Origin of the sequence: Virgisporangium ochraceum (assembly GCF_016863655.1) — a bacterium.
GTDB lineage: Bacteria > Actinomycetota > Actinomycetes > Mycobacteriales > Micromonosporaceae > Virgisporangium > Virgisporangium ochraceum.
Genome location: NZ_BOPH01000088.1, coordinates 41,970 through 53,030, shown reverse-complemented (window position 1 = coordinate 53,030; position 11,061 = coordinate 41,970). Strand labels below are relative to the sequence as shown.

12 protein-coding genes are annotated in these 11,061 nt (G+C 69.6%); 6 read left to right on the top strand and 6 right to left on the bottom strand.

Annotation, left to right across the window (positions count from 1 at the left end; translation table 11 throughout):
- Positions 1 to 4: 4 nt before the first annotated feature.
- Positions 5 to 1,345, bottom strand: coding sequence for a hypothetical protein (locus tag Voc01_RS31235; RefSeq protein ID WP_203931193.1), 1,341 nt, complete (start codon positions 1,343 to 1,345; stop codon positions 5 to 7).
- Between the two features lie 144 nt (positions 1,346 to 1,489).
- On the opposite strand from Voc01_RS31235, the gene Voc01_RS31230 reads away from it, so the two are divergent.
- The 3 genes from Voc01_RS31230 (at position 1,490) to Voc01_RS31220 (ending at position 4,446) form a co-directional block, all read left to right on the top strand.
- Positions 1,490 to 2,044 (top strand): hypothetical protein, encoded by a 555-nt coding sequence (locus Voc01_RS31230; protein WP_203931192.1) that lies wholly within the window; start codon positions 1,490 to 1,492, stop codon positions 2,042 to 2,044.
- Between the two features lie 466 nt (positions 2,045 to 2,510).
- Positions 2,511 to 2,690 carry a hypothetical protein gene (locus Voc01_RS31225; RefSeq protein ID WP_203931191.1) on the top strand — a complete coding sequence of 60 codons (180 nt, stop codon included), beginning with the start codon at positions 2,511 to 2,513 and terminating at the stop codon, positions 2,688 to 2,690.
- 250 nt (positions 2,691 to 2,940) lie between these two features.
- The gene (locus Voc01_RS31220) at positions 2,941 to 4,446 is read left to right on the top strand and encodes a serine hydrolase domain-containing protein (protein WP_239160604.1); all 1,506 of its coding nucleotides are present in this window, start codon (positions 2,941 to 2,943) and stop codon (positions 4,444 to 4,446) included.
- A gap of 50 nt (positions 4,447 to 4,496) precedes the next feature.
- On the opposite strand, the gene Voc01_RS31215 is transcribed toward Voc01_RS31220, so the two are convergent.
- Positions 4,497 to 5,393 carry an SDR family NAD(P)-dependent oxidoreductase gene (locus tag Voc01_RS31215; RefSeq protein WP_239160603.1) on the bottom strand — a complete coding sequence of 299 codons (897 nt, stop codon included), beginning with the start codon at positions 5,391 to 5,393 and terminating at the stop codon, positions 4,497 to 4,499.
- Positions 5,394 to 5,461: 68 nt separating this feature from the next.
- On the opposite strand from Voc01_RS31215, the gene Voc01_RS31210 reads away from it, so the two are divergent.
- Positions 5,462 to 6,451: a winged helix-turn-helix transcriptional regulator gene (locus Voc01_RS31210; protein ID WP_239160602.1), complete on the top strand. Its 990-nt coding sequence runs from the start codon at positions 5,462 to 5,464 to the stop codon at positions 6,449 to 6,451.
- A 37-nt stretch (positions 6,452 to 6,488) separates the two neighbouring features.
- Here the strand turns inward: Voc01_RS31210 and Voc01_RS31205 are convergent, their stop codons facing one another.
- Together Voc01_RS31205 and Voc01_RS31200 are read right to left on the bottom strand one after the other, a co-directional pair.
- Positions 6,489 to 6,629, bottom strand: coding sequence for a hypothetical protein (locus Voc01_RS31205; protein WP_203931188.1), 141 nt, complete (start codon positions 6,627 to 6,629; stop codon positions 6,489 to 6,491).
- A 124-nt stretch (positions 6,630 to 6,753) separates the two neighbouring features.
- On the bottom strand, positions 6,754 to 6,927 hold the full coding sequence (locus tag Voc01_RS31200) for a hypothetical protein (RefSeq protein ID WP_203931187.1): 174 nt from the start codon (positions 6,925 to 6,927) through the stop codon (positions 6,754 to 6,756).
- 265 nt (positions 6,928 to 7,192) lie between these two features.
- Between Voc01_RS31200 and Voc01_RS31195 the strand changes: the two genes are divergently transcribed.
- Positions 7,193 to 7,342 carry a hypothetical protein gene (locus tag Voc01_RS31195; protein ID WP_203931186.1) on the top strand — a complete coding sequence of 50 codons (150 nt, stop codon included), beginning with the start codon at positions 7,193 to 7,195 and terminating at the stop codon, positions 7,340 to 7,342.
- A gap of 53 nt (positions 7,343 to 7,395) precedes the next feature.
- Here the strand turns inward: Voc01_RS31195 and Voc01_RS31190 are convergent, their stop codons facing one another.
- Positions 7,396 to 8,304, bottom strand: coding sequence for a helix-turn-helix domain-containing protein (locus tag Voc01_RS31190; protein ID WP_203931185.1), 909 nt, complete (start codon positions 8,302 to 8,304; stop codon positions 7,396 to 7,398).
- 128 nt (positions 8,305 to 8,432) lie between these two features.
- On the opposite strand from Voc01_RS31190, the gene Voc01_RS31185 reads away from it, so the two are divergent.
- Positions 8,433 to 9,353 carry an SMP-30/gluconolactonase/LRE family protein gene (locus Voc01_RS31185; protein ID WP_203931184.1) on the top strand — a complete coding sequence of 307 codons (921 nt, stop codon included), beginning with the start codon at positions 8,433 to 8,435 and terminating at the stop codon, positions 9,351 to 9,353.
- Between the two features lie 81 nt (positions 9,354 to 9,434).
- Here Voc01_RS31185 and Voc01_RS31180 read toward each other — a convergent pair whose 3' ends face one another.
- Entirely contained in the window at positions 9,435 to 10,571 is a 1,137-nt protein-coding gene (locus Voc01_RS31180) for a WD40 repeat domain-containing protein (protein ID WP_203931183.1), read from the bottom strand.
- Positions 10,572 to 11,061: the final 490 nt, after the last annotated feature.

The following is an 11,061-nucleotide window of genomic DNA, read 5'->3' as shown; positions in this document are numbered from 1 at the left end:
CGGTTCACCCGCCGCTACGCGAGGAGGGTCCGCATCGCGGGGCGTGGCAGGGAAGGGTTCGCCGCCGCCGCTTCGGCCACCCGCTCGTCGGGATCGTCGAGCAGCTCGATGATCGTCCCCGCTGGCAGGGCCGGACGACGACGCGGCTGCCGTGGCGGGCCACCATCGTGCGTAGCTGCGCTTCGGTCAGCGTCGGGTTCGGGGCCAGCGACTTGAGCACCTTCGCGTCCGGGTCGTCGGCGAGCAGGTTCACCACATCCGGGGGCAGGTCGGGCCGTGCGGCCAGCAGCATCCGGACCGCGGCGACCGGTGAGCGGGCCAGCTGCGCCACCTCCGCCGTGTCCGCGGCGGCGATGCGTGGCAGCAGCGTCGGGCCGATCCTCGTGACGGGCGCGATCGCGGCCAGCACGTCGAGCGGGACGCGCGGGTTGTGCGCCAGGCGTCGCCGCACGTCGTAGGTGTCGTCGCCGGCCATCGTCCGGATCAGGCTCTCCCCGCTCGTCGGGTTGGCGGCCACCTCGCCCCGGACGCCCGGTACCGGGTCACCGGCCAACCGCCGGTGAACCTCCGGTGGCAGGTCCTGCCGTTCGGCCACCGCCCACCGCACCCACATCGCCGGATGGTCGACCCACCCGGCGACGGTCTGCGGTGGCGTCGCCGGGTTCACCGCAAGGGCATACCGCAGGTCGACCCACGCGCCCTCGTGCCCGCCGCGGCAGCACATACCGGGCGGCGGGTCCGCGCGCCCGTCGCAGCCGTAGCACCACCGCGCCGGCGGCAACGCCCCGTCAGTGCCCAGCGCCGCCAACAGCGAGGCGGGGGTCGCCTCGTTGCCGGCGACGCCACGCCGGACCCCCACGTGTGGATGCCCGGCGAGCCGCATCACCAGATCGGCGGGCATCGTCGGCGACCGGGCGGCCTCGGCGACGACCACCACATCGGGGTCGTCCACCAGGTCCCGCAGCACATCGACGGGCACGTGACCGGCAGCGGCCACACCCGCCCGCACCGACGGATCGGGATGCCCGGCCAGGGCAAGCGCCCATGACCCGGGCGCGCCGCCCACCTCCAGCAACGCCAGTGCCACCCGCGCATCCGCCGGGTCCACGTCGGCAGCGGTGGCCAGTCCCCTGCGCACCAACGCGACCGCGGTGTCCGTGCCACCCCGTGCGGCAAGCAGTCGAAGCCGCGACGCGGACAGATCATCGCGGTCCGCCAGATAGAGGCACACCTCGGTGTCACCGGTGGCGATCAACCGATCCACGAGGTCGACCGGCAGGGCCGGGTTGACCGCAAGGCCGCACAGCCGACGACGACCGGGCAACGACGTCACGACCACCAGCACCTCTCCCCCACCCCGGACACCGCAGTCTCACCACCGCCCGCAACAGGATCAACGGATCTTGCAGACGCGGCACAGCGCCCACCGCGGCGGATCCCGGCCGCACCGGCGATGGGGAACAGCCGAGCCGTGCTAACTTCTGCGACCATGTCGCCTCGTTCGCGGTCCCCGCGGTCCCCGCGGTTGCTGGGGCCGCTCGCTGCGGCTCTTCTGTTCGTCTCGGGCTGCACGTCCGGCGACCGGGCCGACCGGTCCACGACCGACGCCGCCGACACGACGCCCCCGTCCGGGCTGTGCGTACGTCTCGGCAACGACCTGCTGCGCAAGCTCGCCCCGAACTTCGACACAGCGACGTGGTCCGGCATGGACCGGGCCTGCACCAGGATGGACACCGGGCCGGGTGGTGCGCTCCTGGACATCACCCTGCACGACGAGCCGAACTACACCGACACCGAATGCGCCTCGGAGAAGATAGAGGCCACCGAATTCGCCGTGTGGCTGTCCGCCGACGAGTTGACGGATGTCGGCGAGCAGGCGTGCGGCTACACGGTCGAAGGTCCCGGAAACCGGGTCGACGTATGGATCGTGGCGCGACGCGGACCCGTCCACGTCCGCATCAGCTACTCACGCCATGGAGAAGAACTGGCAGCGGCGAAGAAGAACGTGAAAGAGGTCGCGAACGCCGCGCTGGCTCTCGCCTAGAATCCGGACCGTCATGTGGTTCGACGCCGGCCGGGCGTCCACAGGGCAGACGGGCCCAGGTGAGCGACGAGGTCCGCGCCGCGGCGAAGCGGCACATGACGTGGATACCGCCACGGAAGCCCAGACGGCGCCACCGCTGCAAGGATCGCGGCGACTCCGGCACTTGTCAGGTAGGGCGCGGACACTGTGCTATCGACGAATGGACGTCAGGCGCTCGCATGAGTGGCCGGGCGACGGGCAGATGGCCCCACGGAGCGCGTCGGCGTCGTGATGGTCAGCTCCAACACCATCGCGGTGACGGCGCAGGCGGTGTACGCGCTGCTGCGTACCATCCGGACTCCGCGGGTGCGGCTGGTCATGGTCGACAACGCCTCGACCGACGGATCGGCGCAGCTGCTGGCGGCGCTGGCTGCCGTTCACCCGAGATGGGTACGTCGTCCACCTTGGACGGACCACCCTGGGCGCGTTGGTTCGCGACGACGCCCGCAGCAACCGCTACTTCGACTGGGCCCGCACGCACTTCCAGCCACACTTCATGAACGAGCCCGCGGCGCCCGAACGGTACGCGGCATTCCTCGCCCAGTTCACCGACGAGGTCGGCCGGCCGACCGCGGACCACCTCATCGCAGCCTGCCGACGCAGGTGAACCCCGACCCGCTCACTCGCCCTCGGCGGGAGGCAATGTGCATAGGCCGTGACGGATGTCATGCCGTGCGGGTGCCGGATGTCATGCCACGCGGTGGAGCTTTCCACGCCCATCGATGACGGCGTCGTTCCGGGGAAGGAGCGCGGATTCCTGCGCGCGGACGACTCGCCCGGCACATTCAACCTTGACGATGGACACGCGTCCCCGTCACCGGCCGACCTGCCCGGAGGTTCCCTTGCCAGAACAGCAGTTGTCCCGTCGCACTCTCCTGGGCGCCACCGCGGCCGGTGGATTCGTCACCGCCGTCCCCCAGCCGCAACGACCCGGCCGGGTCCCGTCCACCGTCCGGGAGCTCGAGGAGAAGATCCAGGCCGGCATGGAGAAGTACGGCATCGCCGGCGTCGGCCTGGGCCTGTGGTACGGCGGAAAGGAACATGTCCGCGGCTTCGGCGTCACCCGCACCGACGCTCCCGAGGACGTCGACGGCGATACGGTCTTCCGCGTCGCCTCGACGACGAAGACCTTTACCGGCGCGGCAGTCATGCGGCTCGTGGAGCAGGGCAGGATCGATCTCGATCGTACGGTTCGGAGCTACCTTCCCGGCTTCCGCACCGCCGACGCCGCAGCCTCGTCGCGGGTCACCGTCCGGCAGGCGCTCAACCACACGGCCGGCTGGCTCGGCGACTTCTTCCTCGACACCGGCGACGACTCCGGGGCGCTCGCCCGCTACGTCGCCGCGATGGACCGTCTCCCGCAGCTCACCCCGCCCGGGACGGTGTTCGGCTACAACAACGCCGCGCTGTCCCTGGCCGGGCGATTGATCGAGGTGGTGACGCGCCGCCCGTACGAGGACGAGGTCAGGCGGAGACTGCTTGATCCGCTGCACCTGACCCGATCGGGGTTCTTCCTGGACGAGATCCCCGGCGCCCGGGTCGCGCAGCCGCACGTCTACGACCCGACCACCGGCGGCATCGTCGTCGCGCCGCAGGCCTGGCGGATTCCGCGTTCGCTGTACCCGGCCGGCGGGCTCATCTCGAGCGCACGCGACCAGATCCGGTGGGCCCGATTCCACCTGGGCAACGGCGGCCGTGCGCTCAGCGGCCGCTCGATTCGCGCGATGCGCTCCCGTCCCGGCCCCGGCGGCACCCTGTTCGTCGAGCTGGACGGAGCCGGCGTCACCTGGATGCTGCGGCCGACCGCCGAGGGACCCACGGTCGTGCAGCACGGGGGCGACTGGGCCGGGCAGCACAGCGGTCTGCTGATGGTGCCCGCCCGCGACTTCGCCCTCACAGTGCTCACCAACTCCGACGCCGGAACCGCGTTGCTCGACGACCTGTTCATCGACGACTGGGCGCTACGCCGGTTCGCCCGGGTCAGCAACCTCCCCGCTCCCCCGCTCACGCTCACCAAGGCCGAACTGGCGCCGTATCTGGGCACCTACTCCGGCCAGCAGATAGACCTCGACGGCACCGTTTACACACAGGAGTTCGAGCTCGTCGCCGACAGTGGCCGGCTGGTGCTGATGTTCGGCGGTCAGGCGGTCGACGGCTTCGCGTTCTACCGCAAGGACCACGTCGTCGACCTGCCCCTGAACGGCGGCACCGAGGAGGGCGTGCGCGCCAACTTCGTCCGCGGACCGGACGGGACGGTCCAATGGTTCCGCCTCGGCGGCCGCCTCGCCCGCCGCGGCGCGCCCGACACCGCCCGCAGCGGACGGCGGGCGACCACCTTCAACCCGCGATCGCTCCTGTCCTAGCTGGCCACTTCGCACGGACGAGGAGCCCGTTGGCGCACCGGCCCGGTCGCCTACTGACCATGCGGCGGCGTCTCCGGGGCATGCCTGGCTATCAGCTCCTCGGTGAGCCTTGCGAGCCGACTGGCGTCACCGGCGTCCAGCGTCTTCAGCGAGGGGTGCACAGGCCTACCCCGGTCGATCGCGGTCAACGCTGCTCGCGGCGGGCTGTCGATGAGCTCGACGATGGGTCGGATCGAGGTCTCCACGGGCCGCGCGGCCACTCGGGCGAGCAGCCTGATCGTGGTGCGAAGCGCCGGGTTGAGATGGGAGACGTCGCCGCTGCGGGTGAACCCGGGGTGGTACATGACATAGCTGACGTTCCCCGCCGCTCGTTCGGCGAACGCCACGCCGAGCAGGTCGTTCGCCCGGCCGGCTTGAAGCTGAGCGCGGACCATGCTGTACCGCCGTCGGAGTTGCAGGTCGTCCCAGCGGATCTCGCCCGCTGTGTTGCCGACGCCGGCCACGTTGATGATGACCGGAGCCGCGCTGGCGTTCAGCAGCGGACGCAGCCGGTCACCGAGCAGGTAGCGGCTCAGGTAGTACAGGGCGAACGTGTACTCCAGCCCATCGACCGTCTCGCGTCGCCGCGGGCTCGGCCGGTTCGCGCACAGTACGAGCGCGTCGACCACCTTGTGTCGGTGCGCGATGTCGGCGACGACCCGTTCCACCTCGGCCATGGAACTCAGATCGGCTTGCAGGAACCGCAGCCGGCCCGCCGCGGCAAGCCGATCCGCGTCTTCGACCAGTGCCCGGCCCTTCACCTCGTTGCTGCCCAGGGCAACCACCGTGTCACCGCGCCGCAGGCGGTCCAGTGCCGTGGCACGTCCCATCCCGTCCGTTCCGCCGCTAATGACGACCGTCTTCGGCTGGCGGGCGGTCGTGCGCTCCGTGGGCGGTCGCGTGGTCACCAACCAATCATGAGTAGCCTGGTGGCGGCGCGAAAGGAGGCAGTTTGATGCCCGGTACGCACACTCGTGTGCCCTCGGTCGTGGTCGGGCCGCTGCCCGTCCCCGTGCCGTCCGCGGAGTACGACGCCTGCCCGGTCACCGAGCTGTTCCGCCGGTTCGGCGACAAATGGACGTTGCTGATAGTGGTGCTGCTCGGACAGCGGCCGCACCGCTTCAACGAACTGCACCGGACCGTGGAAGGCATCAGCCAGCGGATGCTCACCCGCACGGTGCGCATACTGGAGCGCGACGGGCTGATTGCCCGCACCGTGCATGCGACCGCTCCACCGAGCGTCGAGTACGACCTGACGCCGCTCGGCCGCACGCTCCTACACCCGTTGTCCACGCTCGCCGACTGGGCCGTCGCCCACGGCGCGGAGATCGCGTCGGCCCGCAACCGCCACGACGCTCACCCGCCCTCGCCCGGATCGTCGATGACCGGCGACGTAGGGGGACCTCCAGTGGAGCTTGACGAGGCGGTCGAGTTCTACGCCGCGTACCTGGACGCCCTGTACCGGTACGAGGTGGCGGTCCGGACGGAACCGGACGACGTCCTCGCGGAACGCCGGGCCCGGGCGCACACGTTCCTGGACCCGCTGCGTGGCGCCTGGATCGACACCTGGAGCCCGCGTCCGCCCGGCCTGACGCCGGAGGAGATCGGTCAGTGGGAGGCGAGGCTGCCGACCATGCGACGGCCGGCACTGTTCCTGGTCGCGGAGTACGCCGTCCCCGAGTGGGGGTCGCTGTTCGCGGGCTACACCGGGGGCACCGGCACACTGACGTACCGCAGCTACATGTACCGCTTCCTCGCCGGCGAGGTCGACGGGAAGCCGGCGATCGTCTCGCAGTACTCGATCGAGCCCTCGTACGGGGAAGAGGGTCAGGTGACCTGGGACTTCACGCAGGGAGTGGAGGTCGCCGACCTCGGGCGGCCGGTCGCGGCCCGCGGGCTCCGGGAGCCGTTCCTGGACGACGAGATCCTCGACTACAGGCGCATCCTCCAGGAGACCGGGGCCTGATCGCTAGAGCTCTTCGGCGTGCGCACATCGTCACTCCTCAGTCGCCGATGAACCAGAGGTAACGATGGGGTCGATCGCCGTAGGTCGCTATCAGGACCCGCAACGCGCGGGCGGTACCGAGCGCCACACCGTCGAGTTCGGGCTGAATGGTCGCCAGCTCCTGGAGTACCGCCGACATCTGCGTCCGACGAGGGGGTCGTACCACCCGGGCGGCACCGGAGGGGGCACGAGATGCAGGACGTCGCGAAGGCTCGCCAGCCGTTGGTGACGTTCATCCTCGATCCAGACGCTGATCGGCACCGTCAGCCCAGCGGCTGGAGTTGTCTGGGCTCGGCGCCGAAGTAGTCGTCGACCGCGAACATCCCGACGCCGGTCGCGAGCAGTCGGTCGATGAAGCCGTTCCACGAGTCGGCGTCCAGATCGTCCTGCCGATCGAGGATGACATCGAGCACGGCGTCCAGAAAGGGCTGGATCACACCGACCTCCGCGTTCCGGCCACGAACGAGCCCCGTGGCTACGCCTGCGTTCGGCCGCCGAGGCGATCATAAGCGTGCTCCCGCCAGCCGGTACGTCGACCGACGGACCGGAAAGCGGAAGTTGCCGGTCCGGTCCCGGGTGTTTCAAACCGCCGTCTGCAGGCAACTCTCCTGTCACGATCATCAATGGCGAACGGGGAGTGTGGCTGTGCCGAAGACAACGCCGCGGTACACCGTCGGAAATATCGTCGGTGTCATTGTGTGCATGCTGGTGGCCGTCGGGATGGCGATGTGGACGATCTTCGGCGACCACTCGCCCCGGTTCGACGGGCTCTTCTGGAAAGTCCTGTTCTCGGTGTCCGCCGTGGCGATGGGTTGGGTCGCGATCAAGGCCATTCGGAGTCGGCGGCGCTGACAGGGTCGACGCGACGCCATCGCCCACCCTGGGGTTAGCCACTGCCGTCATGGTCAATGCCCGGGCTGCTCCGGACCGGCGCAGACGTCGGCCGCGGAACGCCCGGACCGGGCGATGGCGCGCGTCATCCCCTCGGGTGCCTGGGTGCTCCAGGACGCGAGCAGGCGTAGGGCCTCGTCGTCCGGTGTGCCCGGGTCGGCAACCTGGCAGACGAGCGCGATGTCCGGATCGTCCGGCGGCCGGAACGTCTCGTACCGCAGGTAGAACTCGCCGACGACGGGGTGCCGGTAGTGGTGTCCGCCGCGGGTCTTCTCCCGCACGTGGTGGGTGGCCCACATCCGGGCGAACTCGGCACTGCGCATGCTCAGCTCGCCGACCAGCGCGGCGAGCTTCTCGTCTCCCGGGGTCCGACCGGACTCCATCCGTAACTGTGAGACCAGATCCCGGGCCTTGCGCTTCCAGAAGACGAACCGCGACGCGACCTCGTCGTTGAGGAACACGAGCCGGGGCATGTTGCGCTCCTGCGGCGGCAGGGCGGCGAAGTCGATCAGCAGCGCGGCGGCGAGGGGGTTCCACGCAAGGATGTCGCCGTGGCGGCTGTAGATCGCGGCCGGCACGTGGACGTTGTCCAGCACGGTCTGAAAGGCCGCTGGCAGCAGCGTGCGTACCTGCCCGCTCGGGCGGCCGGGCCGGGCGAGGTTGTGCAGATGCCGGCGTTCGGTCGGGTCGAGCGCCAGGGCGGCGGCGACAGCGTCCACGATCTCGGCCGACGGGTTGCGCAACCGGCCCTGCTCGAGCCGCACGTAGTAGTCCACGGACAACGCGGCGGCCTGCGCCAACTCCTCACGCCGCAGGCCCGGTACGCGCCTGCGGCCGCCAACCGGGGTCAGCCCCAGATCCTCCGGCTGCCTACGGGCACGCCGTGACCGGAGAAACTCGCCCAACTCAGCCCTGCGATCCATGCCGTCGAGTATTCCTGCCGGCCTGCCCGTAAGCCTGGGTCTACCAGACCCATGGTCGCGGCGACCTCTGGATAAGCGTCCGCGCCGGGCACAGCATCGGATCCGTACCTGCTCGGAAAGGGAGGACGATGAGATCGGTTCTCATCACCGTCGCGCTGGTCGTGGGCCTCGTCGGCGCCGCACCGGCCGCTCAGGCCCAAACGAAAGGGCTGCCGCCGGTGCTGTCACCCCCGGCGGACAACCAGTTCCCGGAGGGAGTGGCGTGGGACCCGTCACGGCAGTCACTGCTGGTCGGGTCGTTCACCACGCCGTCGATGATCACCGCGGTGGGCCGGGACGGCGTCAACCGGATCGTGGTGTCCGATCCGGACCTGCCCGGATTCATCGGCCTGAAGGTCGACGCCAAGCGTCAGCGGATCGTGGCCGTGTACGGCAACCCGAACGCACCCGGCGTGACCGGCCTCGCCGTGTACAACCTAGTGACCGGCGTCCGCGAGCGGATCGTCGACCTCGCGCGCGGCACCAACTCGGCCAACGATGTCGTGCTCGACCCCGCGGGCAACGCCTACGTGACCGACGCGGGCTCCGGCTCGGTGTACCGGGTGGACGTCGCCGGGCGTGTCTCGACCGTGGTGAGCGACGCGCGGCTCGGGCCGTCGATCGGCGCCAACGGGCTCGTCTGGCATCCCGGTGGCTACCTCATCGTCGCCAACTACACGACCGGTCACCTGTACCGCGTCCACCACGACAGGTTGACCGAGGTACGGCTGCTGAGACCGTTGGTCGGCGCGGACGGCATGGCGCTACGACCCGACGGCACGCTGGTCGTCGTCACCAACCGGCTCGCGGGCCTACCGGGCTCCGCTCCCGCCGTGCACGAGCTGGCGCTGGTCGGCAAGGTCGCGGTACCACTGCGGACGACGCCCTGGCCGGACCCCGCGCCGACAACAGCCACCGTGACGCCGTACGGGACCTACATCGTGGACGGCAGACTCGACGTATTCCTGTCCGGCGGGTCAACCGACGGATTCGTGTTGCGGCGACTGTAGACGGCGCTCCCACCACAGAATCACAGGGCCGCCGGCTGCCACGACCGCGCAGCCGGCGGGTCGGCCGGGGCGGCGTACTGCTCATTGACGGCGCCACAGCCGTACTGTCATGTCGTGGCTACCGCTGGCAAGGCGCCCGCCGTCAGGGCTGAAAGCCACGCTGCGAATTCGGTCGGTGTGGCCGGTGAGCGGTAGGCCGAGGGGCTTGCCGGTTGTCGGATCCCACATCCGAATTGTGCAATCGCCGCTGCCGCTGGCCATTAGTCTGCCGTCCCGACTGAAGGCAACGCTCCGCACCCACTGGGTGTGGCCAGGAAACGCGTCACTGATGGGCTGGCCGCTCAGCGGATCCCATAATCGCACGGTGAGATCATCGCTTGCGCTGGCGAGAACCTTTCCGGTCGGACTGAACGCTACACTCTCCACCTGATCGGTGTGACCGATCAATGGATGACCTACAGGGCTGCCGTCCGCCCATTTCCAAAGCCGTACGGTGGAGTCGTCGCTCGCGCTGGCGAGGGTACGCCCGTCCGGACTGAACGCCACGCTCTTGATACCCGCCCCATGACCCTGGAGCGGTGGCTCGAGAAAATGTCGTCTCGCAACGTTCCAGAGCCGTATCACGCCGTCAGCGCCGCCAGCGGCAAGAACGGCGCCGTCTGGGCTGAACGCGACGCTGCGGATCCGTCCGATGCCACCGGAGATCGGTCGATCAACGGCGTGACCTGCAGTGGGGTCCCAGAGTCGGAAGGTTCCGTCGCTGCCGGCGCTGGCAAGCAACGTCCCGTCCGGACTGAACGCGAGAGATTCAACTTCGTTGGTATGGCCTGTCAGCGGTCCACCGACAGGCTTGCCAGTTGCCGGATTCCATAGCCGGACGACGAAGTCGTCGCCACCGCTGGAGAGCAGCTTGCCGTCAGGACTGAATACGACGGTCTTGACCGTCGCAGTGTGTCCTACCAGGACGGCATCGGTCTGCCAAGCCGAACGCTCCGGGTAAACACGGCCGACCGTCGAACTCGGGCACGGCATCGGGGGTTCAGGTGCCCCGCGACGCGAGTCGCTCGCCAGAGCGAGAACCAGCACAGCGGCGAGGCCCCCGGCAAGAGTCCGTCCGATCGGAGGCCAGACATCGAAGAAGTTGTTCTGAATACCCCCGTCCCCGATCTGGACTCCCTTTGCGGCCCGCGCATCGACCGCCGGCAGGCGGCGATTCACATCGACAACCGCCACAAGATCGCGCGGGATGGAACGGTAACCAACGTGTACCTATCCTCGACCGTAGATCCACGCCCGTAACGGGTTAAATCGATTGTTGGTCATGCCGGCCCAGGGATCCATTCCCTGAATGGCTACAACGGCATCCGCTCATCGACATGATCGGATGCGTCACGATCAGCTTCTGCCCCAGCGTCGGCTACGGCCGGGACCGCGGCGCGACGCGGACGCAGCTTCGCGGCGGCGACAACGTGTCGTCCGAGGTTCGATGGCGAGGTCACGCCGCACAACCTCTTCGGTGAAACCGACGAGGGCGACACAGATGCGGATGGCGAGCAGTCCGGTGGGGTCGCCGGGTTGGGCCCCGGACGGGAATCAGCAGATGCTTCTCCCCGCTGGGGTCCTTCGCGAAGGCCCCGTCGCGGCCGACGCCCTCCTCCCTCGGAACAGCCACCGCGACGCACCACCGGCGGTCAAGGTGAGCCATCTC

Bases quoted from the DNA above. Each gene is read 5' to 3' on its own strand.
- Voc01_RS31230 (WP_203931192.1), top strand. From the start codon at position 1,490: ATGTCGCCTCGTTCGCGGTCCCCGCGGTCCCCGCGGTTGCTGGGGCCG.
- Voc01_RS31205 (WP_203931188.1), bottom strand. From the start codon at position 6,629: ATGTCGGCGGTACTCCAGGAGCTGGCGACCATTCAGCCCGAACTCGAC.
- Voc01_RS31195 (WP_203931186.1), top strand. From the start codon at position 7,193: ATGCTGGTGGCCGTCGGGATGGCGATGTGGACGATCTTCGGCGACCAC.
- Voc01_RS31190 (WP_203931185.1), bottom strand. From the start codon at position 8,304: ATGGATCGCAGGGCTGAGTTGGGCGAGTTTCTCCGGTCACGGCGTGCC.
- Voc01_RS31185 (WP_203931184.1), top strand. From the start codon at position 8,433: ATGAGATCGGTTCTCATCACCGTCGCGCTGGTCGTGGGCCTCGTCGGC.